Source organism: Streptomyces javensis, from assembly GCF_039525925.1.
In the GTDB taxonomy this organism is placed as follows: domain Bacteria; phylum Actinomycetota; class Actinomycetes; order Streptomycetales; family Streptomycetaceae; genus Streptomyces; species Streptomyces asiaticus.
Map to the genome: position 1 here is coordinate 1 of NZ_BAAAIF010000007.1, position 20,203 is coordinate 20,203.

The following is a 20,203-nucleotide window of genomic DNA, read 5'->3' on the forward strand; positions in this document are numbered from 1 at the left end:
CTGCGCTGGTGCTCGCCGTACTGCGCGGCATCGAAGCGCTGGGCAAAGCCGGAGCGAGCGAGGAGACGCTGACCGATATAGCCCGGACAGCCCTTGCTGTACTGCCCCGCCCCGCTCACTGAGCTTCTTCACACCCACCGGATCATCCGTATCTGCGAACGCCAGGGCATCCCCTTACTGGCCGACCTGGCCGAGCGTGGCATCGCCCGCCTCGAGTCCTGGCGGATCTTCCCGCACGCCCGCTGCGCTGCGGCCCGAACCGCATGACGTCATTCGCCAATGCCGTACTCACCCTGGAGCGGCACCGCTGAAGAAGCTCAGTCCTGCTGCCAGTCCAGCGACCCCTGCCACTCGTCCCGACGGGGATCTCCTTCTCCACCTTGCCCGTTTCCGGGTCGGTCCTTGTAGTCGCCCAAGAGGACCGGTGACGCGTCGCTGCCCGCCTGGTTGCCGATGCGGCCGTAGTCGTCAGGGGCGTCGGCCTTGGTGAACTCCGGGGCAGTTCTCGTTGCGCTCGATCTCCTTGTTGTTCGGGCCGGCCGGTGTCCGCAGGGGGGCAGTCGCCGGTCAGGCCGTCGGTCATGGTGGTGGTGTTGGCGCGCTACCTCGATGTCCGGCGCGGCGCCCAGAATGAGTTGGAAGCCCGAGCGGACCAGTGCCTCGTCGTCGACCACCACTACCCGGATCACGCGCTCCGCCTCACCTTCGTTCATGCCGTCCCGGCCCATGCCGCCTCGACCCTGAGGCCACGCAGAGCCCCGGCGGCGCGGCGAGCGGCAGCTCCAGCCACACGGCGGGGTAGCACCCACCAGTCGGCAGGGACATCACAGCCATCTGCCGCAGACTCCATGATCGGCCCGGTCTCCAGCCTGACGGCATGACACATCACCCGGGCTCCCCGCCGCTCCCGGCCGACGCGCCGTCCCCTGAACGCGAGCGCACCAAGCCCTCGACCGGAGCGCCCGGCGTGGGCCCGCTGATCGGGCTGGCCCCGGCCCGCGGCCTGGCCGTCTTCGGTATGTACGCGGTCCACGTGGGGCCCGCCCCGAGCCAGGGCCGGCACCGGGCACGAGACGCACCGCCAGCCAGGAGCCGCCGTACGGCTGGGGGCTGCTGGCGGCCGAGCCGCACAGCGGTTCCACGTTCGACCTAGTCGGCTGCCTGGGTGTCGCGATCACCGTGATCCTGTGCCTGACGGTGGCCGTGGACCGGCTGCCGGTGCTGCGCCGCCTGGCAGCGCCAGTCATCGCCGTCGGAACCGTGTCCCTGACCCTCTACGTGAGCCACATCCTGGTGATCCTCGCTCTGCCCGGCGAAGCAGTGACCCCACTGCGGTCCGCCTCCTTCGAACTGCTGTTCTGCTTCGTCGTCGGAGCGACCCTGTTCGCGGCGATCTGGTCCCGCTTCTTCCACCGCGGGCCGCTGGAGTACCTACCTCCTCAACACCACCACCAAGCCGGCGAACCGCGTCCGCTGAACCTCGGGCGGGCGCCCATGGAAAGTCCGTACACCGGAAGTGACCGCTGCCCAAGATCACAACCCTGAAAGGGCAAGGCTCGGCGGCGGACGGGCACCGCCTCCGCGCCGGGGTGGGGCCCGGGCCGGTGCCGGTCATGGCTGCCGGCCTGGCGGGCAGCGTCGGTGCCGGATGCGGCCGGGCCGGTGCGGAGCGACACTGGCGGGGAGGGCAACAGCCGTGAGCGGAGTGTGCGTATGGATGGGCTGCCATCCGTCTGGGAGAGCACGCGATGAACACGCCCCACCGGCGGCGGGGCGCCCGGGGCACCCCGAGGGTGCGGCGGGACCTGCCCACCCGCATCGACGCCACCGGCACCCGGCGGGAGACGGACGCGCTGGGGACCGTCGAGGTCCCGGCCGACCGGTACTGGGGCGCCCAGACCCAGCGGGCCCTGGTCCACTTCGCGATCGGTGACGACCGCATGCCCAAGGCGGTTTATCACGCGTACGGCTATGTGAAGAAGGCCGCCGCGCTGGTCAACGGCCGGGAGGGGCGGCTGGCCGGATGGCAGGCGGATCTGATCGCGCATGTGGCCGACGAGGTGGTCTCCGGTGCGCTGGACGACCACTTCCCGCTGTATGTGTGGCAGGCCGGTTCCGGCACCCAGACCAACATGAACGTCAACGAGGTCATCAGCAATCGCGCGATCCAGCTGGTCGGCGGCGTCGTGGGCAGCAAGGAGCCGGTGCACCCCAACGACCACGTCAATCTGGGGCAGTCCTCCAACGACACCTTCCCCACGGCCATGCACATCGCCGCGGTGCGCGTCCTGCACGACCCGCTGCTGCCGCAGGTCAGCCTGCTCCAGGAGGCCATCGCCGCCAAGTCCCGGGCCTGGTACGAGATCGTCAAGACCGGCCGCACCCATCTGCGGGACGCGGTCCCCCTCTCCGTGGGGCAGGAGTGGTCCGGCTACGCCGCCCAGCTCTCCGACGCGCTGGAGCGGCTGCGGGCCACGCTGCCGGATCTGTACCAGCTCGCCATCGGCGGCACGGCGGTCGGCACCGGTCTGGGCGCCCCCGAGGGCTTCGGCCCTGCGGTGGCCCGGGAGATCGCCGTGGCCACCGGCCATCCGTTCAAGGTGGCGTCCAACTCCTTCGCGGCGCAGAGCGGGGTGGACACCATGGTGGCCGCCTCCGCCGGGCTGCGCGGCCTCGCCGTCCCCCTGATGAAGATCGCCGACGATATCCGCTGGCTCGCCTCCGGCCCGCACGGCGGGATCGGGGAGCTGACGCTGCCCGCGAACGAGCCCGGCAGTTCCAGCATGCCCGGCAAGGTCAACCCGACGCAGTGCGAGGCCATGATGATGGTGTGCACCCAGGTGCTCTCCGACGACGCCGCCGTGGCGCACGCGGGCACCCGGGGGAACTTCCAGCTCAACGCGGCACGGCCGCTGGTCATCAGCGACTTCCTGCACTCCGCGCGCATCCTCGCCGATGCCTGCGAGAAGCTGCGCGCGTACTGCGTGGAGGGCATCGAGCTGAACCGCGAGCGGATCGACGAGTATCTGGCCCGCTCGCTGATGCTGGTCACCGCGCTGTCCCCGCGGATCGGCCACGACAAGGCCGCCGAGATCGCCCGTAAGGCCGCCGCCGAGGGAACGACCCTGCGCGAGGCGGCCATCGCCAGCGGCCACATCGGGGCCGAGGACTTCGACCGGATCGTGGACCCCCGGAGGATGGCCCGGCTGCGCGACGGCTGAGCTCATCGGCGTCGTATCCCGTGCTCGGCCAGCGGCCCCACCTCCAGACCCGCGGCCCGGCACTCCGCCACCACCGCGGGCAGCGCGGCCAGCGTGGCGCGCCAGCAGCCGGTGGCCGCGGCGCGGTCGGTGTCGTGCAGCAGAACGGTGGCCCCGCCGCGCAGATCGCGCCGTACGGTGGCAGCCACCGAACCCGGGGTGGCGTCCTCGGTCCAGTCGCGCCCCCAGGCCGACCAGAGGACCGGGGTGAGCCCGGCCCGGACCGCCGCCAGCCAGCGGCCGCCGGTGAGGATGCCGTACGGCGGCCGGTACCACCGCGGCACGGCCCCGGTGGCCAGCCGGATCGCGCGGGCGGCCCGGGCCACCTCATGGGCGTCCCGGGACACCGTGGGCAGCCAAGGGCGGCTGTGGGCCCAGCCGTGGACGGCGAGCTCATGGCCCCGGCGGACGATCTCCAGCGTGGTGTGCGGGAAGCGCGTCACACCGTCCCCCAGGACGAAGAAGGTGGCACGGACCCCGAGCTCGTCGAGCACCTGGAGGAAGCGCGGGGTGGTGCGTGGATCGGGTCCGTCGTCGAAGGTGAGGGCCACATGGTCGCGCCGTCCGCGGCCCGCCAGGGCGGGGAACAGGGTGCGCCGGGGCCCGGGCAGCCAGGTACCGGCGGGTGCCAGGTGCGCGGCCGCCGCGAGCAGCGCCGCGTCGCGCACCAGGACACCGGAGCGGTGGCGCGCGCTCATGGTGTTCCCTCGCCGCCGCGGCCGCTCCGCCCGCCGGGGAGCGGTGTCCCGGTGTTCCGTGGCGGCTCGGGGACGGCCTGGTCCCAGCCGCCGCACATCGCGGGCGAGCGGGTCAGGCCCACGATGCCGGCCGCCATCAGCAGGATCCCGGCCACTTCGGGCACGATGCGCGGCCCCAGCTCGATGCGCTCGCCGAACAGCACCCAGCCCAGCGCGATGCTGACCATGGCGTCGCCGAGGGTGAGCGCGGGCTGCGAGGCGGCCAGGGTGCCCGCGCGCAGGGTGCTCTGGAGCAGCAGGAAGCTCAGCAGTCCCACGGCGCACACCACGTACAGCGGCCAGTCGGTGAGCACCTCCACCACCCCACCGGCGAACCGCCCGGTCAGCTCCTTGATCAGCGCCGCGGTGCAGGCGAAGCAGGCGGCGGTGGCGCTGCCGAGGGCGACGGCGCGCGCGGCCCCGCGCAACACCCGGCCCACCGCGATCAGTGCGCCCACGGCGATGGCCACCACCACGCCCACGGGCATCCAGCGGCCGTTGCGTGCCGTGGGCGAGCCGCTGGAAGGGTCGGCCGCCACCAGGAACAGCGCGAGCCCGGCGGCGAGCATCACGAACGACAGCCAGGTCCGGCCGTCCGGGCGGTGGCGGAACACCAGACTGCCGACCACCAGGGTGAACAGCAGCTCGCTGACCAGCAGCGGCTGGACCACCGAGAGCCGCCCGACCGCCAGCGCGCCCACCTGCGCCACCGCCGACACCACCATCGCGGCGAAACCGGCCAGCCAGAACGGGCGGCGCAGCAGCCGTGCCAGCCGCAACAGGCCGCGCACCGGCCCGCCGTCGCCCCGCTCCTCCCGGACCTGGTCCATCGCGGCCCGCCGTTGCAGTACCGAGGCCGCGCCGTTGCCCAGGGCGGACAGCAGGGCCAGTACGACGGTCAGGGCGCTCACCGGGGGTCACCCGAAGCGTGTGGCCAACCGGTGGTACAGCCGGGGAGCCAGGGCCCGTACCACCGCCGGCAGCCGCATCCAGGCCGGTACGTACACCTCGTCCCGCCCGCGCTCGACCGCGTCCCAGACCGCGTCGGCGATCCGCTCCGGCGGCAGCGGGCGGGGCAGCCGCCGGGTGTACGGGGCGCCGCGCCGGGCGAAGAACGGGGTGTCCACCACGCCGGGGACCACATGGGTGACGCGCACCCCGGCCCGGCTCAGCTCGTGGCGCAGGGCGTCGGCGAAGACGCCGAGCGCGGCCTTGGCCGCGGAGTACACCGCCTCGCCGCGCACCCCGACGGTCCCGGCCACCGAGCCGATCAGCACGATGTGTCCGCGCCGCTCGGCCTCCATCCGGGGGACGACCATGCGGACCAGGCGCATCGCGGCGAGCAGGTCGACGCGGACCACCTGGTCGATGGCGGCGGGCGGCATGGTGGCGAAGGGGCCCGCCCAGCCCACGCCCGCCCCCGCGACCAGCAGATCCACCCGTCCGGCGGCACGGAGGGCGTCCCTGAAGAGCGCCTCCGGGCCCTCCGGCGCCGCCAGGTCGACGGGGAGGGCGAGGGCCGACGTCCTGGCGGCCACGTGGTCGAGCCGTTCCCGGTGGCGGCCGCTGACCAGCAGCCGCCATCCGCCCTCGGCCGCGATCCGGTCGGCGATCTCGGCCCCGATGCCCGAGGAGGCACCGGTGACCAGCGCGACCCTCGTCCCGGCGGCCGCCGGGTGCCCGGTGTCCCGCACCTGGCGGCGATCCAGGGGTGGGTCCGGGAGGGGGCGGATCATGGCATCTCCCTGTCTCGCCGCCGACCGGCCGCTGGTCCTGGGTCACCGGCCGTCGAGCGCGCGGTTTGACGGCATGCGGAGCGGATACCTCCAGTGAGCCATGAGGAGCCGCGCCTCGCACCATCGGAGGTGGTCATGCACCCGCTGTCGGCACGCTTTCTCGTTGTCAGCGCCGGGATGGGGGCCGGACACGACGCGGTCGCCGCCGAGCTGGTCCGCAGGCTGGAGGACCGGGGTCAGGGGGCCGGTCGGGTGGATGTGCTGGAGTTGCTGCCGCACCGGATCGGGGCGGGGCTGCGTTCGTTCTATCGGACGGCCATCCGCCGCGCCCCGGTGCTGTACGAGGGCATCTACCGGGCGTTCTTCCACCCCGGCCGGGGTCCCCGGCCGGGCAGCGCCCCACTGGCCGCGCTCGCCGAGGACCGGCTGCTGGCGCTGGTGGAGCGGGAGCGGCCGGATGTCGTGGTCCCGGTGTTCCACCTGGCCGCGCAGCTGACCGGCAGGCTGCGGGCGCGCGGGGCCCTGGGGGTGCCCAGCGCGGTCGTGGTGACCGATTTCGCGGTACACCGCCAGTGGCTGCACCCGGGCAACGATCTGCACCTGTGTGTCACCCCGGACGCCGCGGACACGGTGCGCCGCGCGCTGGGCCGTCCGTCGGTGGCCACCGGGCCGGTGGTGGCGGCGCGCTTCTTCGGCCCGGCGCGGGGGGCGGCGCGGTGGCGGCGGCACTTGGGCGCGCTCGCGCCCGGGAGGCCACCGGTGCTGCTGTCCGTGGGGGCGTGGGGCGCGGGCACACGGGTGGCGGACACCGCGCGGCTGGTGTCCGGGGCGGGGTACCTGCCGGTGGTGCTGTGCGGCCGGGACGAACGGCTGCGCGCCGAGCTGTCGCGCCGCCCGGGGGTGGCGGCCCTCGGCTGGGAGCCGGACATGCCGGGTCTGCTGGCCGCCGTACGGGCCGTGGTGGACAACGCGGCCGGTCAGACCGCGCTGGAGGCGCTGGCCACCGGGGTGCCCGTGATCGGTTACCGCCCCATCCCGGGCCATGGCCGCGAGGGCGTCCGGCGGATGGCGGCACTGGGGCTCTCGGACCACGCGCGGGACTCATGGGAGCTGGTGCGGCTGCTCGACGCGCTCACCGAGCCCACCGCGTGGCGGGAGCGCCGTATCGCGGCGGGCCGCGGGCTGTTCGCCGACGACGCCGCCGTCCGGCTGACCGACGCGGCCGCCCGGGCGGCCGCGAGGTGAGTCGCCGACCCGGCCGCCAGGCGAGTCGCCCGGACGGCCGCGAGGTGAATTTCCGCGCACGCGATGCCGACCGTGCCGACCGTACGACGGCGAGTGGTGGCATGCTCGGCCCCGACCCATCCGACCTCGGGAACCCCGTGTGGAGCACCGCCCCCGCGCGTGAGTTGTCCCCGTGCGGTCCCGCGGGAGTTCCCGAACGACTGACGGAGGCACCGCCCGATGGGAAGTCATCTCTTCGCCGAGCTCGCCCGGCGCACCCTGGACGACGCGCGCCACGAAGTGGAGGTCTACGGACAGGAGATCCCCGAGTACCGGTTCGTGGAGCACGACGGCCGACGACGAGCCGAGGCGCTGGACTACGCGGTCTGGCTCAGACGCCGCACCCTGGACTTAGCCCCCGAGGGAACCCCCCTCGGTCAGGAGGACCTCGACCACATCGCGTCGATGGGCGCCTCGCGGGCCAGGACGGGGATGTGCGCGGCGTCCCGGCGGCGGGTCCTCGGTCTGCACACCAACCTCATGCTCCGGGAGATCCAGGAGGCGTCCGGCCCGGAGAACACCGATGAGCTGATGCGGGTCATGGTCTGGTTCACCACGCAGGGCACCCGCGGCATCGACGCCTACACCCGCGGCCATGCGGCGGAGCAGAAGCGCCGCCTTCCTTTCGTCGCCCGGGTGCGCGCCCTCACCGCGGCCCTCCTCGCCGACGACTCCCTGGCCCCGGGCCTGGCCCGCGCCGTCGGCATGAGCCCGGCCGCGTCGTACGAGGTGGTGGTCGTCCGTGTCCCCGGCCGCCCCGCCCCGGCCGCCGGAGGGCGCGAGGCGATCGTCGAAGCCCTCCTGACCCACCACCGGATGCCGATCGCCTGGCCCCGGGCGGAGGAGCTGGTGGCCCTGGTGCCCGCCGGCCAGGACAGCGCCCCCGATACGGCCCGGCCGGGCCGCGACCGGTCGGCGCGGGACCGGGCGCTCGCCTTCGTGCGCGACGCGGGCGAGGCGGTGGCGCGGCCCTGCGCGGTGGGCATCAGTACGGGACGCGTGCGCGCGCTGGCCGACGCGTACGACCGCGCCCGGCGCGTCAGCCTGGCGGCTCCGCTCCAGCCCGTGCCCCACCGCCTGCACACCCTGGCCGATGTCTTCGTCGAACTGGCCGTCGCCGAGGACCGCGACATCGACAGCTGGCTGTCCGGCATGGCCCGGACCCTCGCCCGGGGCCCCGAACTGCTCGCCACCCTGGAGACGTACTACGCCCATGACATGCACCGCAGGAACACCGCCGCCGCGCTGAACATCCATCCGCGCACCCTGGACTACCGTCTCCAGCGGGTGCGCCGGCTCACCGATGTCGACCCCGGATCCGCCCGTGGCGTACGCATCCTGAGCACCGTGGTCGCCAGGGCCGCCTCCGGCGCCTGGACGGCATGAGGCCGGTGCGCTGACGGGACGTAGGCCGCCCGGGAATCCCCCGGCGGCCTACGCGGCCCCCCGCCGCCCGTCCTCGGAGCTCGCAGTTGATTCAGAGCTCGCAGTTGATCTCGACTTCGGCGTCGCACCGGTCGATCCCCGGGCCACCGTTCGCCACGTCGTAGCCGGGGCCGCCGATCAGCGTGTCGTTGCCGGAGTGGGACGCGTTGTCGGGGCTGTCACCGAAGAGGTAGTCGTTGCCGGTGCCCCCGGTGATGTTGTCGTTGCCGTTCTGGCCGCTCACGCCGAAGTACGTCCCCACCGACACATTGGTCGGGTCGCTGGGGTTGAAGTTGTCCGAGCCGTCGCCGAGGCAGACCACGGCGGAGGTGCTGATCAGGTCGGAGAAGACCCAGTCGTCCCCGGAGAAGGCGTTGACGACGCTGCCCGGTGTGCCCCAGATGGCATTGGCGTTCCGGTCCCCCTCGATCGTGGCGGTGAGCGGGACACCGGTCTTGGGATCGGTGCAGGTGGTCGCCGTCGGCGCCTTCGCCGGGGCCGCCGCCTGAGCGGCCCCACCGGTGCTGAGGGCGGCACCGGTGAGGGCCGCGGTACAGGCCAGCAGCGCGATGACGCGTCTGCTTCCGTGTCGGGTCATGCGGTGTTCCTCCTCGGAAGGGATGCGGAGTGACGCCGCACAGCCTTCCGCCCGGCCACCCGGCACGTCTTCGTGAACCAGGGAGAAAACACCCGCCCACCACGGGCGCGGAACTGTCAATCCGCGCAACCGGACCCGGGGCCCGGCCCGGACAGCACCCCTAGCCCGCCTTCTTGACGAACTCGGTGGTGTAGGTCTTCTTCAGGTCCACCGTGGCGTTCTTCAGGTTGGGGTTGAACGCCTTGAGGACGCGCTCGACGGTCGCCGGGCCGTCCGCCGGCATCACCCCGTCCTTGGTGAACATCGGCAGGGTGCTCTTGATGGCCTCCGCGTAGAGCTTGGCGCCGCCCTGCGCGTAGTCGCTCGGCATCTTGGCGGCGATGTCCTCGGCCGAGTGGGTGGACATCCACTTGAGGGTCTTCACGAAGGCGTTGGCCAGCTTCTGCACCGTGTCCTTGTGGCCGTTCACCCAGTCGGCGTTCATGTAGAGCGAGGAGGACGGGTACAGGCCGCCGAGCGCCTGCTTGGAGCCCTCCGGTGTGCGCATGTCGATCAGGACCTTGCCGATCTTCTGGTCCACGATCTGGGCGACCGTCGGATCGGTGGTCATACCGCCCTGGATGGAGCCCTGCTTGAGCGCCGAGATGAAGGTCTGGCCGGCGCCGACCGCCACCGGGGTGAACTCGCTGGTCTTGACGCCGCTGTCGACCGCGAGGTACTTGGTCAGGAAGTCCGTGGAGGAGCCCAGACCGGTGACACCGAGCTTCTTGCCCTTGAAGTCCTTGGGCGACTTCAGCTCGCCCGCCGCCTTGTTGGAGACCACCTCGACCTCACCGGGGGCCTGGGCGAGCTGGACGACGGACTCCACCTGCTTGCCCTTGACCTGGAGATCGAGGGTGTGGTCGTAGAAGCCGACGACGCCCTGGACATCGCCCGCGACCAGCGAGGTGGTGGCCTGGACCCCGGCGGGCTCGGTGAGCAGCTGGACCTTGAGGCCCTCCGCCTTGAAGTAGCCGAGCCGCTGGGTGAGCATCGCGGGCATGTAGATGACCTTGTCCAGGCCACCCACCATGATCTTGACCTTGCCGTCCCCGCCGCCGGAGGCGCTGGAGTCGCCGCCACAGGCGGTGAGGGTGGTGAGAGCGAGCGCCGCGGCGACGGCGGCCGCGGAGAACTTGGCACTGCTGCGCATGAGGTCACGTCCTTGTGAGCGGTGATGAGCGGGGCGGAGCGGGGAGGAGGAAGGCGCGGCTGAAGCGGGAGCCGGGAGGAGGGAGGAGGGAGGAGGGAAGCGGGGCTCAGCGGTCCTCACCGGGCTGGGCGGGCTTCCAGCGGAAGAGCCGCTTCTCCAGGAAGGTCAGCAGCCCCTCGGCGAGCAGGGCCACCACGGCGAGGATCACCATGGCGGCGTACACGCCGGCGGCGTTGAAGGTGCCCTGCGAGGAGGACACCAGCAGGCCGAGCCCCTTGGTGGCGCCGATGTACTCGCCGACGATGGCGCCGATGAGGGCGAAGCCGAAGCTGACATGGAGGCTGGTGAAGATCCATGAGGTGGCGGAGGGAATCACCACCTGGAGGGTGACCTGGCGGTTGCTCGCGCCGAGGATCCGGGAGTTGGCCACCAGGTTGCGGTCGACCTCCCGGGCGCCCTGGAAGGCGTTGAAGAAGACGGGGAAGAACACCAGGACGACGGCCGAGGCCACCTTCGAGGCCGGGCCGAGGCCGAACCAGATGAGGAAGATGGGCGCGAGCACGATCCGCGGCAGCGCGTTGAGCACCTTGATGTACGGGCCGAGCACATCGGCGAGGAAGGCGATCCGGCCGAACGCGATCCCCAGGACCACACCGGCCACGACGCCGATGCCCCAGCCCAGGAGCGCCTCGTAGAGCGTGTACCAGATCTGCTCCCAGAGCGAGCCCTGTGCGGTGCCGTGCAGCGCCCACTGCTTGAGCTGCTCCCAGATCTTCGACGGCATGGAGAAGTTGAACGGGTCGATGACGGAGGCGCGGGCCAGCCATTCCCACAGCCCGATGACGCCGAGGAGCACCAGGGCGCGGGTGCTCTGGACGAGGATGGCGCGGTTGCGCGCGGCGCGTGCACGGGCCCTGGAGCGCTCGGTACCGGGTGTCTTGCCGACGGCCGGGGCGGCCGTGGCGGAGATGGTCTCAGGCATCGACGGCACCCCTCTCACGGGTGATGCGGACCTCTTCGCCGAGCGAGGACCAGATCTCCCGGTAGATCTCCACGAACCGCGGCTCCAGCCGCACCGACTCCACCTTGCGGGGCCGGGGCAGATCGATCTCGAAGACCTCCTTGACGGTGGCCGGTCCGGCCGTCATCACCACGACCTTGTCGGCCAGGGCGATGGACTCCTCCAGGTCGTGGGTGACGAAGACGACGCACGCGCCGGTCCCCGCCCACAGCTCCAGGAGCTCGTCCGACATCAGTGCGCGGGTCTGGACGTCGAGCGCCGAGAAGGGCTCGTCCATGAGCAGGATCTCGGGGTCGTTGACGAAGGTGGAGGCGAGCGCCACGCGCTTGCGCTGGCCACCCGACAGCTGGTGCGGATAGCGGTCCTCGAAGGAGGAGAGGCCGACCCGGGCCAGCCACTCACGGGCCCGCTCCTTCGCCTCCGCCTTGGGCACACCGCGGAAGCGCGGGCCGGCCATCACGTTCGACAGCACGCTGCGCCAGGGGAACACCGCGTCCTGCTGGAAGACGAAGCCGACGTTGGAGGCGATGCCGCGGACCGGCTCACCGGCCACCAGCACATCGCCCTCGGTGGGCTCCTCCAACCCGCTGACCAGGGTCAGGGTCGTGGACTTGCCACAGCCGGTGGGCCCGACGACGGCGACGAACTCCCCGTGTCCTACGGTCAGGTCCAGATCCCTGACCGCGGTGTGGAGGGCCCCGGACGGTGTCCGGAACGCCTTGCTCGTTCCCCGCAGCTCGATGGCGGGGCTGGTGTGGCTGCTCATGGCCGGGAGGGTAGGAGTGACCCGCGCCACAGCGGCAGTCTTGTGTGCACAACGCGTCCTTGCGCGCACAAACCGCGTTCTGCTCGTTTTGCTCGCGCCCGCGCAACGAAAACGCTACGGAGACTGGGCATACGCCCCGGGCGCCTTTACGGTGCCTTCACAGCACCATAAACGGACGAAGTACTACCGCTCGCGTACGGGACCACACGGGACCTCGAGACGGGAGACAGGGGGCCCATCATGCGTATCCGATGGCCCCGGCGTGTCTCCGGTCAGGTGCTCGCCGCGCAGCTGTCCATCACCGCCGGGGTGATGGTGCTGGCCACCGCGCTGTTCCTGGCCCCCCTCAGCTCCGAGATCGACAACCAGGCGATGCACCAGGCGCTCGCCATCGCCCAGACCACGGCGGCCGATCCGGACATCGCCCGCGACCTCGCCGCCACGAAGCCCACCCCGTCGGGTCCGGTGCAGCGGGCGGCCGAGCGGATCCGCCGGTCCACCGGGGCGCTGTACATCGTGGTGATGGACTCCCATGGGGTGCGCTGGTCGCACACCACCACCGCCCGGATCGGCGAACACGTCTCCACCGATCCGCGCGAGGCGCTGTCCGGCCGGGAGGTCCTCCAGATCGACGTGGGGACGCTCGGCCGCTCGGCCCGCGCCAAGGTGCCGCTGCGGGCCAGGGACGGACGGATCATCGGGGCGGTGTCGGTGGGCATCGGCTACGGCAGCGTGCGCGACCAACTGCTGGCGGCGGTGCCCCGGCTGCTGCTGTACGCCGGCGCGGCGCTCGCGGTGGGCGTCCTCGCGGCGATCGCCGTCTCGCGCCGGCTGCGCCGCCGCACCCACGGTGTGGCGTTCGCCGACATCTCGGCGCTGCTCGACGAGCGGGAGGCGATGCTGCACGGCATCCGCGAAGGGGTGGTGGCCTTCGACCGGCAGGGCCGGATCCGCCTGGTCAACGACGAGGCCGGGCGGCTGCTGGGGATCCACCCGGACGCCACCGGACGCACCCTGGAGGAGTCACTGCCCCCGGGCCGCACCACCGATGTGCTGGCGGGCCGGGTGGACGGGGCGGATCTGCTGACCGTCAGCGGCGGCCGGGTGCTGGTGGCCAACCGCATGCCCACCAAGGACGGCGGGGCGGTGACCACGCTGCGGGACCGCACCGAACTGGAGTTGCTGGGCCGCGAGCTGGACAGCACCCGGGGGCTGCTGGACGCGCTGCGCGCCCAGGACCACGAACACGCCAACCGGCTGCACACCCTGCTGGGGCTGCTGGAGCTCGGACTGCACGAGCGGGCGGCACAGTTCGTGGCCGAGCTGACCAACGCCCGGCGCGCCTCCGCCGAGCAGATCTCCGAACGGGTGCACGATCCGATGCTGTCGGCGCTGCTGGTCGGCAAGTCGGCCATCGTGGCCGAGCGCGGGGTCGCCCTGCGCATCTCCCCCGCCACGCTGCTGCCGGGGCGGGTGGTCGATCCGCGCGATCTGGTGACCGTGCTCGGCAACCTCATCGACAACGCGCTGGACGCGGTGGCGGCACACCGCTCGCCCACCCCGTTCATCGAGGTCGAGCTGAGGGCCGAGGGCACCACCGCCGTGCTGCGGGTGAGCGACACCGGTCCTGGGGTGCCGCCGGGAATGCGCGAACAGATCTTCACCGAGGGCTGGTCCACCAAACGGCCCGCCCCTCCCGGCTCCCCGGACGGCCCCGACGCCCACGAGGGGTGCGCCACGGTGTCGCCGCGCGGCCGGGGCATCGGACTGGCCCTGGTACGGCGGCTGGCCGAGCGATACGGAGGGATGGCCCGGGTCACCGCCCGGGCCGGTGGCGGGGCGGTGTTCACCGTCGTCCTGCCCGAGGCCCTCACCGGGGACGACACACCCATTCATGAGTTCACCGCAGCAGGAGAGTCACGATGATCGACGTTCTCGTCGTGGACGACGACTTCCATGTCGCCGAGATCAACGCCGCGTATGTGGCTCAGGTGCCCGGCTACCGGGTCACCGCCCGCGCCCATACCGCCGCCCAGGCCCTCGCGACCCTCGAACGCACCCCGGTCGACCTCGTCCTGCTGGACCACTACCTGCCGGACGAGACCGGGCTGACGCTGGTGCGCCGGATGCGCCAGCTCGGCCATCACGCCGACGTCATCATGGTGACGGCGGCGTGTGATGTGGCCACCGTGCAGGCCGCCATGCGCCATGGCGCACTCCAATACCTGGTCAAGCCGTTCAGCTTCGCCGGGCTGCGGGCCAAGCTGGACGGCTACGCGGGGCTGCGCCGCACCCTCGAGGGCGTCGGCGGGCGCGGCGAGACCGGCCAGGAGAGGGTGGACCGGATCTTCGGCGCCTTCGCGGCCGCCGACACCTCCGGTCCCGCCCTCCCCAAGGGCCACTCCGCGCCCACCGTCGACCTCATACGCCGGGTCCTGGACCAGTCCGACCACCCGCTCTCCGCCCATGAAGTGGCGGAGCGCACCGGCATCAGCCGCTCCACGGCCCAGCGCTATCTGAAGTACCTCGAGCATGCGGGCCGTATCAGCCTCACGCTCAAGTACGGGGACACCGGCCGTCCCGAACACCGCTACACATGGGTGGCGGTGAACTGACGGCACCCCTCAGCTGGTGGCCGTGGCCTCGTACAGGCCACGGCCGGAGCGCTGGGCCCGGTCCGAGGAGCGCAGCCGCTCGAGGGTGTTGCGCACCGAGTTCACGTTGGTGCGGGACTCGTCGCGGCCCAGGGCCTCGTTGACCTCGGAGGCCCGCATGGGGCGGCCGGCCTTGCGCAGCGCGGTCAGCACGCTGTCGGCGAGCCCGGTGGAGCGCTCGGAGGTGGTGGCCGTCTCCTTGGTGGCCTTCTCCGCCGGCTTCTCCGCGGCCTTGGTGCTCTTGGCGGTCTTGGACGTTGCCTTGGTGGCCTTCACCGTGGCCTTGGCGGACTTGGGAGCCTTCGCCGCGGTCTTCGCGGCGGTCTTCTTGGCGGCGGTCTTCTTGGCCGCCGCCTTGGTGCCCCGTCCGGTGGCCGGCGCCTTGCCCGCCTTGCCGCCGCTGCGCTGACGGCCGATGGCCGCCTTGCGGGTGGCGGCGGAGGTACGGCCGGTGGCGGCCGTGTCCTCGGCGGACTCCGGCGCGGCGGCCTCGGCCGTGGCCTCGGTGGCCGGTTCCGCGGCCGGCTGGGCCACGGGCTCCGCCACCGCCACCGGGGCTCCGTTGCCGCCCTGCTCGGGCACCGCGGAGGTGGAGAGGGACTGAAGACTGCTCAGGGCGGTGCTGACCGCCTCCAGCCGCTTGGTGACGGCCTCCAAATCACCCTTGAGTGCCTCCTGTTGCTTCTGGAGCTGAGGGAGTTCGGCCTCCAGCACCTCGATGGTGGAACCGACACTGCTGTCCGCGCTCAACGCGTTCACTTCACTTCGTCCCCTTTCTGGGCGTCTGCGCCCATCGCAGCAGCGATTATGCCTGCTGTCAGTGGTGTGCGGTGCCCTGTGTGCCACTACGCAAAACAACCACACATGTCTCAGCACCCCATGAGAGGCCAACTTTCGGTGAAAACACACGCCTGTGACAACATGCCCGCACGGCCGATGTCATCCGGAAGGGTGGCGCCGCAAACGCGGTGACGACGTGTCAGGCCCCCGTTTCCGGAGTGGCATCACATGGGTGGTAGAAACACCGTACCTGTCCGAGGAAACCGAGGTAGTCGAGGTAGTCCCATGAAGTTGCGCTGCGCCGTGCTCGACGACTACCAGGACGTGGCGCTGTCGGCGGCCGACTGGTCGGGTGTGCTCGACGCGGTCGACGTGGTGCCGGTCCATGAGCACATCGCCGGTGAGGACGCGGTGGCCGAGGCGGTCGGGGACTGCGAGATCGTGGTCATCATGCGGGAGCGCACCCCCTTCCCCGGGTCCCTGTTCGCCCGGCTGCCACGGCTGAAACTGCTGGTCACCACGGGTATGCGCAATGCGTCGGTGGATCTGGAGGCCGCCGCCCGCCACGGCGTCACCGTGTGCGGCACGGGCAGCAGCTCGCAACCGCCCGCCGAGCTCACCTGGGCGCTGATCCTGGGGCTCGCCCGCCATGTGGTGCCGGAGAGCACGGCGGTGCGGGACGGCGGACCGTGGCAGAGCACCGTCGGCACCGATCTGCACGGCCGCCGTCTGGGGTTGCTGGGTCTTGGCAGGATCGGCGCCCAGGTGGCGCGGGTCGGCCGGGCCTTCGGCATGGAGGTGGCCGCCTGGAGCGAGAACCTGACGGCCGAGCGCGCGGAGGCGGAGGGGGTCCGGGCGGCGGATTCGAAGGAGGAGCTGCTGGAGACCAGCGACATCGTCTCGGTGCATCTGGTGCTCGGCGACCGCACCCGGGGGCTGCTGGGCGCGCCGGAGCTGAGGCGGATGCGTCCCACGGCACTCCTGGTGAACACCTCCCGCGCCGCCATCGTGGATCAGGCGGCGCTCGCGCGGGCGCTGCGGGACGGCTGGATCGCGGGCGCGGGGGTGGATGTGTTCGAACGGGAGCCGCTGCCGCCGGGCGATCCGTTCCGTACGCTGCCCAATCTGCTGGCCACCCCGCATCTGGGCTATGTCACCCGGGGCAACTACGAGCGGTTCTACGGCGATGTGGTGGAGGACATCAGCGCCTATCTTCAGGGCGCGCCGATCCGCCGTCTGAGCCCGCCCGAACCGGCCGGCTGACCCGGCCCCGAGGAACGCCAAGGGGGCGTATTCCGGAACGCGTTGGAGCCGGTCGGCGGCCTCGCCGACCTTGTTCGAACATCCCGTACCCAGCCACTCTTCGTCTGCCCGGGCTGAAAGCGACGCATGCCCTCCGCCCGGTGGACACTATTCCGTTTCGCCTTCGTCATACCGGACAGGCTGCCTGGCACGGACAACCCATCGGCCCGCACAACAGACCGGTGCCCGGTCCACCGACCCGGCACCGCGGACGGAGGGAACGTGGCTCACAGCACATCCGGAAAGCCGACGGACGACGGGGTATCGGAAGGGCAGGACGCCCTGCGGCACGGCGACGGCGGCGGAGGTTCGGGGACCCCGCCACCGACCCGGCGCGGCATGCTCTCGGTGGCCGCGGCGGCCGGGCTCGGCCTGCTCGCCGGCTGCGGCGAGGAGTCGGCCGGCTCCTCCGGAGCGGGCCCGCAGGGGTCCACGAAGGCGGAGCGCTCCCCGTCCGCCACCCCGTCCAAGCACTCCCCCTCCCCCACTCCGAAACCGCGGCCCGAGCTGCCGCGGGGCGGCCGGGAGCTGTCCCGCTACCGGCTGGTGGGCTACTGCGGGCTGCCCGGGGCCGCCGCGCTCGGCCGGCTCGGTGTCGGAGACCTCGACGACCAGGTGCGGCAGATCGAGAAGACCGCCCGCGCCTACGCCGCGGACCGTGAACCGCAGCCGGTGCTCGAACTCCTCGCGACCGTCGCCAACAGCAGCGCGGGCCCCGACGGCACCTACCGCTCACGCACCTCCCCCGACACGATCCGCCGCTTCCACGACGCGGCCAAGCGCCACCGCGCCCTGCTGCTGCTGAACATCCAGCCGGGCCGGGCGTCGGTCCTCGGCGAGGTCAAGGCGCTGCGCGAATGGCTGGTCCACCCCGATGTGGGCATAGCCCTGGACCCGGAGTGGGAGATGGGTCCGGGTGAGGTGCCGGGGGACATCTACGGCCACACCAGCGGCAAGGAGCTCACCGATGTGGCCCGCTATCTCTCCGGGATCGTCGACGAACACGATCTGCCGCAGAAGCCGCTCGTCTTCCACCAGGTGGCCGTGTCCGTCGTCAGCGACCAGTCCGGCTTGCGCCCGCAGCCCGGTGTGGTGCTCATCAAGAGCGCGGACGGCATAGGTTCGCCGGGGATGAAGCGCGACACCTGGCGACAGCTGGTCAGGAACCAGCCCGAGGGCGTGCGCACCGGCTTCAAGCTCTTCTACGAGGAGGACACCGAGGGGAGCCGGCTGATGACCCCGGAGGAGGTGCTGGCCCTGCGGCCGCGCCCGGACTACGTCATGTTCGAGTGACCGCGGCGTCCCGCGCCACGCATTCGGCGGCCCGCGTCACGCACGCGGCCGCCCCCGGCCGGAGGGCGGCCGGGGGCGGCTGGGGGCGGCTGGGGAAGGAGCGCTCAGGGGCGGGGCGCCGTCTGCACGGTGAGGGGTTCCTGGGTGGCGACGTCGCCGGGGCCGCGGCGGGTGAAGCGCATGGCCACACAGGCGCCCGCGTACAGCACCGCCACCACCAGCAGCAGCGCCTGATAGCCCGTGAGCAGGGCCAGATACTCCAGGGTGCCGCCGAACAGGGAGCCCAGCAGGTTGGCGCCGAACGCCGATGTGGGGTCGGCGGTCGCCGCCAGCCGGTCGGAGAAGATGAGGTTGGCACAGAAGATGGGGGCGAAGGCCAGCGCGATCGCGGCGGCCAGCCGGGGGGCGAAGGGCAGCCCCAGCACCACATGGGACGGGACCAGCCAGGCGATGGCGAGGCTGGCGAACAGCATCAGCTGGAGCACCAGCTGATTGACCCGGCGCAGCCTGCGCCGGACCTCCACCGCGCACAGCACGGCGAGCAGCACCCCAGCGAAGACCATCGCGTTGACCAGCCAGGTGGTGCCGAAGTAGAGGGCGAACCCGATCACGTTCTTGGTCTCCAGCAGCATGAACGCCGCGCCGAGCAGGAACATGTCCACGTAGCGGGCGGTGCGCCTCAGCCGGACCCCGGTGAGCCGCACCGACACCAGCGTCACCAGCAGGATCGCGCCCAGTACCCCGATGTAGAGGGTGGGGATGGTGCGGTGCAGCAGATACGGGAAGGGGTGGTCGTCGCCGGCGGCCGAGGGCACCGGGCCGGAGGGGCGCCACGCGGAGGCGGTGCAGGACTGGTCGCCGGAGGTCACACCGGCCACCAGGATGGCCGCCTTCTTGCCGCCGTAGTGGGTGATGCAGGGGGCGTGCCCGAAGACGGAGGTGAGCGTGGAGCCGAACCGGTCGATGAGCCAGTTCTGCCGGTAGTAGTTGTACATGGCGAACGCGCCGCCGGGGGCGAGGTGGCGGTGTGCCGCCTCGAACGCCTGCCGGGTGAACAGATAGCTCTCCAGGCGCAGGTTGCTCGCGCCCGACACCAGGGTCAGGGAGTCCGGCAGGGCGAGGACGACCAGGTCGTAGCGGGTCCTGGTGCGCTCGAGGAAGGCCCGGCCGTCGTTGATGTGCACGTGCACCCGGGGGTTGGCGTAGGGCCGGGCCGGGTGGAGTGACGCGCCGATCTCCTGCAACCGGGGGTCGATCTCCACCGCGTCCACCCGCCGGGCGCCGTGGGCGAGCGCCATCGCCACGTCGTTGCCGTTGCCCGCCCCGATGACCAGCACCCGGCGGTGGGAGTTGCGCGGGGTCTCGCGGTAGGGCTGCTCGTACGGGGAGTCGGGGCGTCTGAGCACCTTCAGCGGGGCGATGGACTGGTGCGGTACGCCATTGGCGGAGATCTTGTAGTCCCGGCTGCCGGAGGTCGGCCTGGTGACCTCGATCTTGTAGTACGGGGACCAGGAGATACCGCTGGCCGCCGTCTCCAGCGCCAGGATGGCCACCATCAGCGCGAGTGGCACCGAATATCTGATGGTGTCGCGGCGGCCGCCGAGGGTCAGCAGCGCCGCCGCGGCGATCACCCCCCACACCACCGACGGTGCGCGCAGCCAGGACAGCAGCGCGAAGGACACCGAGCCGGTGAGCGAGCCCAGCAGGTCGAAGCGGTACGCCTCAAGCGAGGGCAGTCGGCGGAACTGATCGGCCGTCATCTTGCCGATGGCCATCATGATCAGCGCGGTCAGCCCGAAGAGCACCGGCAGGGTCACCCACTGGGGCAGACCGGTGGTCTTCACGGCGGTGAAGTAGATGACCTCGCCGCTGGTCTGCCGCACCTGCACGGGGAACTCGCGCACCAGGACGACGAGAACGGCGAGCGGGACGGGCGTCCAGCGGGTCAGCCACTGCCCGCGGTCGGCGGGCAGCAGGAATCCCAGGCCGATCCCGAGGAACGAGCCCAAGAGGATGAAGTTCGAGAAATAGCTCAGATGGACGATATTGGCGCCGGTCCACCGGATCAGCGCCAGCTCGACGAAGAGCATGGTGGCGCTGGCCAGCAGCAGCCTCGCGCGCACGTTTTGCGGTCCTGGGCTGTGCTCCATGCCGG

17 protein-coding genes and 2 pseudogenes are annotated in these 20,203 nt (G+C 72.0%); 9 read left to right on the top strand and 10 right to left on the bottom strand.

What is annotated here, in order from left to right; genetic code table 11:
* Positions 1 to 132: 132 nt before the first annotated feature.
* A pseudogene (locus tag ABD329_RS09045) lies at positions 133 to 311 on the top strand (IS5/IS1182 family transposase); the annotation flags it as partial.
* A gap of 291 nt (positions 312 to 602) precedes the next feature.
* Here the strand turns inward: ABD329_RS09045 and ABD329_RS09050 are convergent.
* Positions 603 to 713, bottom strand: a pseudogene (locus tag ABD329_RS09050) (DNA-binding response regulator); the annotation flags it as partial.
* Positions 714 to 1,179: 466 nt separating this feature from the next.
* On the opposite strand from ABD329_RS09050, the gene ABD329_RS09055 reads away from it, so the two are divergent.
* Both ABD329_RS09055 and ABD329_RS09060 read left to right on the top strand, forming a co-directional pair.
* Positions 1,180 to 1,545: a DUF418 domain-containing protein gene (locus tag ABD329_RS09055; protein ID WP_309142798.1), complete on the top strand. Its 366-nt coding sequence runs from the start codon at positions 1,180 to 1,182 to the stop codon at positions 1,543 to 1,545.
* A gap of 203 nt (positions 1,546 to 1,748) precedes the next feature.
* Positions 1,749 to 3,221: a class II fumarate hydratase gene (locus tag ABD329_RS09060; RefSeq protein ID WP_214665178.1), complete on the top strand. Its 1,473-nt coding sequence runs from the start codon at positions 1,749 to 1,751 to the stop codon at positions 3,219 to 3,221.
* A gap of 2 nt (positions 3,222 to 3,223) precedes the next feature.
* Here the strand turns inward: ABD329_RS09060 and ABD329_RS09065 are convergent, their stop codons facing one another.
* From ABD329_RS09065 to ABD329_RS09075, 3 genes are read right to left on the bottom strand one after another with little or no spacing between them, the layout of a single operon-like run.
* Positions 3,224 to 3,958, bottom strand: a complete 735-nt coding sequence (locus tag ABD329_RS09065) for a polysaccharide deacetylase family protein (protein ID WP_198278872.1) — start codon at positions 3,956 to 3,958, stop codon at positions 3,224 to 3,226.
* Positions 3,955 to 4,908: a DMT family transporter gene (locus ABD329_RS09070; RefSeq protein WP_198278873.1), complete on the bottom strand. Its 954-nt coding sequence runs from the start codon at positions 4,906 to 4,908 to the stop codon at positions 3,955 to 3,957. The genes ABD329_RS09065 and ABD329_RS09070 overlap by 4 nt, the downstream gene beginning before the upstream one ends.
* Positions 4,909 to 4,914: 6 nt before the next feature.
* Entirely contained in the window at positions 4,915 to 5,733 is an 819-nt protein-coding gene (locus ABD329_RS09075) for an SDR family NAD(P)-dependent oxidoreductase (protein WP_344316203.1), read from the bottom strand.
* Positions 5,734 to 5,868: 135 nt separating this feature from the next.
* On the opposite strand from ABD329_RS09075, the gene ABD329_RS09080 reads away from it, so the two are divergent.
* Together ABD329_RS09080 and ABD329_RS09085 are read left to right on the top strand one after the other, a co-directional pair.
* Entirely contained in the window at positions 5,869 to 6,978 is a 1,110-nt protein-coding gene (locus ABD329_RS09080; protein WP_198280336.1) for an MGDG synthase family glycosyltransferase, read from the top strand.
* Positions 6,979 to 7,197: 219 nt separating this feature from the next.
* Positions 7,198 to 8,403: a PucR family transcriptional regulator gene (locus ABD329_RS09085; protein WP_198280335.1), complete on the top strand. Its 1,206-nt coding sequence runs from the start codon at positions 7,198 to 7,200 to the stop codon at positions 8,401 to 8,403.
* A 91-nt stretch (positions 8,404 to 8,494) separates the two neighbouring features.
* Here the strand turns inward: ABD329_RS09085 and ABD329_RS09090 are convergent, their stop codons facing one another.
* The 4 genes from ABD329_RS09090 to ABD329_RS09105 all read right to left on the bottom strand — a co-directional run bounded on the left by ABD329_RS09090 (position 8,495) and on the right by ABD329_RS09105 (position 12,019).
* Complete coding sequence (locus tag ABD329_RS09090; RefSeq protein ID WP_198280334.1) at positions 8,495 to 9,040, bottom strand: calcium-binding protein; 546 nt, start codon at positions 9,038 to 9,040, stop codon at positions 8,495 to 8,497.
* Positions 9,041 to 9,200: 160 nt separating this feature from the next.
* Entirely contained in the window at positions 9,201 to 10,232 is a 1,032-nt protein-coding gene (locus ABD329_RS09095; protein ID WP_198280333.1) for an ABC transporter substrate-binding protein, read from the bottom strand.
* Between the two features lie 106 nt (positions 10,233 to 10,338).
* Positions 10,339 to 11,214, bottom strand: a complete 876-nt coding sequence (locus tag ABD329_RS09100) for an ABC transporter permease (RefSeq protein ID WP_086881822.1) — start codon at positions 11,212 to 11,214, stop codon at positions 10,339 to 10,341.
* On the bottom strand, positions 11,207 to 12,019 hold the full coding sequence (locus ABD329_RS09105) for an ABC transporter ATP-binding protein (protein ID WP_044580123.1): 813 nt from the start codon (positions 12,017 to 12,019) through the stop codon (positions 11,207 to 11,209). The genes ABD329_RS09100 and ABD329_RS09105 overlap by 8 nt, the downstream gene beginning before the upstream one ends.
* A 240-nt stretch (positions 12,020 to 12,259) precedes the next feature.
* On the opposite strand from ABD329_RS09105, the gene ABD329_RS09110 reads away from it, so the two are divergent.
* Positions 12,260 to 13,945, top strand: coding sequence for a sensor histidine kinase (locus ABD329_RS09110; protein ID WP_344316205.1), 1,686 nt, complete (start codon positions 12,260 to 12,262; stop codon positions 13,943 to 13,945).
* The gene (locus tag ABD329_RS09115) at positions 13,942 to 14,634 is read left to right on the top strand and encodes a response regulator (protein ID WP_037959273.1); all 693 of its coding nucleotides are present in this window, start codon (positions 13,942 to 13,944) and stop codon (positions 14,632 to 14,634) included. Before ABD329_RS09110 ends, ABD329_RS09115 begins: the two co-directional genes overlap by 4 nt.
* A 9-nt stretch (positions 14,635 to 14,643) precedes the next feature.
* On the opposite strand, the gene ABD329_RS09120 is transcribed toward ABD329_RS09115, so the two are convergent.
* The gene (locus ABD329_RS09120) at positions 14,644 to 15,432 is read right to left on the bottom strand and encodes a prephenate dehydrogenase (RefSeq protein ID WP_198281591.1); all 789 of its coding nucleotides are present in this window, start codon (positions 15,430 to 15,432) and stop codon (positions 14,644 to 14,646) included.
* A 306-nt stretch (positions 15,433 to 15,738) separates the two neighbouring features.
* On the opposite strand from ABD329_RS09120, the gene ABD329_RS09125 reads away from it, so the two are divergent.
* Together ABD329_RS09125 and ABD329_RS09130 are read left to right on the top strand one after the other, a co-directional pair.
* Entirely contained in the window at positions 15,739 to 16,716 is a 978-nt protein-coding gene (locus ABD329_RS09125; RefSeq protein ID WP_198281592.1) for a D-2-hydroxyacid dehydrogenase family protein, read from the top strand.
* A 261-nt stretch (positions 16,717 to 16,977) separates the two neighbouring features.
* Positions 16,978 to 18,048 (top strand): hypothetical protein, encoded by a 1,071-nt coding sequence (locus tag ABD329_RS09130; RefSeq protein WP_198281593.1) that lies wholly within the window; start codon positions 16,978 to 16,980, stop codon positions 18,046 to 18,048.
* Between the two features lie 104 nt (positions 18,049 to 18,152).
* Here the strand turns inward: ABD329_RS09130 and ABD329_RS09135 are convergent, their stop codons facing one another.
* The gene (locus ABD329_RS09135; RefSeq protein WP_344316206.1) at positions 18,153 to 20,171 is read right to left on the bottom strand and encodes a spermine/spermidine synthase domain-containing protein; all 2,019 of its coding nucleotides are present in this window, start codon (positions 20,169 to 20,171) and stop codon (positions 18,153 to 18,155) included.
* Positions 20,172 to 20,203: the final 32 nt, after the last annotated feature.

Excerpts from the sequence above, each read along its gene's own strand:
- ABD329_RS09060 (WP_214665178.1), top strand. The coding sequence starts at position 1,749 with ATGAACACGCCCCACCGGCGGCGGGGCGCCCGGGGCACCCCGAGGGTG.
- ABD329_RS09065 (WP_198278872.1), bottom strand. The coding sequence starts at position 3,958 with ATGAGCGCGCGCCACCGCTCCGGTGTCCTGGTGCGCGACGCGGCGCTG.
- ABD329_RS09075 (WP_344316203.1), bottom strand. The coding sequence starts at position 5,733 with ATGATCCGCCCCCTCCCGGACCCACCCCTGGATCGCCGCCAGGTGCGG.
- ABD329_RS09080 (WP_198280336.1), top strand. The coding sequence starts at position 5,869 with ATGCACCCGCTGTCGGCACGCTTTCTCGTTGTCAGCGCCGGGATGGGG.
- ABD329_RS09085 (WP_198280335.1), top strand. The coding sequence starts at position 7,198 with ATGGGAAGTCATCTCTTCGCCGAGCTCGCCCGGCGCACCCTGGACGAC.
- ABD329_RS09090 (WP_198280334.1), bottom strand. The coding sequence starts at position 9,040 with ATGACCCGACACGGAAGCAGACGCGTCATCGCGCTGCTGGCCTGTACC.
- ABD329_RS09095 (WP_198280333.1), bottom strand. The coding sequence starts at position 10,232 with ATGCGCAGCAGTGCCAAGTTCTCCGCGGCCGCCGTCGCCGCGGCGCTC.
- ABD329_RS09100 (WP_086881822.1), bottom strand. The coding sequence starts at position 11,214 with ATGCCTGAGACCATCTCCGCCACGGCCGCCCCGGCCGTCGGCAAGACA.
- ABD329_RS09105 (WP_044580123.1), bottom strand. The coding sequence starts at position 12,019 with ATGAGCAGCCACACCAGCCCCGCCATCGAGCTGCGGGGAACGAGCAAG.
- ABD329_RS09110 (WP_344316205.1), top strand. The coding sequence starts at position 12,260 with ATGCGTATCCGATGGCCCCGGCGTGTCTCCGGTCAGGTGCTCGCCGCG.
- ABD329_RS09115 (WP_037959273.1), top strand. The coding sequence starts at position 13,942 with ATGATCGACGTTCTCGTCGTGGACGACGACTTCCATGTCGCCGAGATC.
- ABD329_RS09125 (WP_198281592.1), top strand. The coding sequence starts at position 15,739 with ATGAAGTTGCGCTGCGCCGTGCTCGACGACTACCAGGACGTGGCGCTG.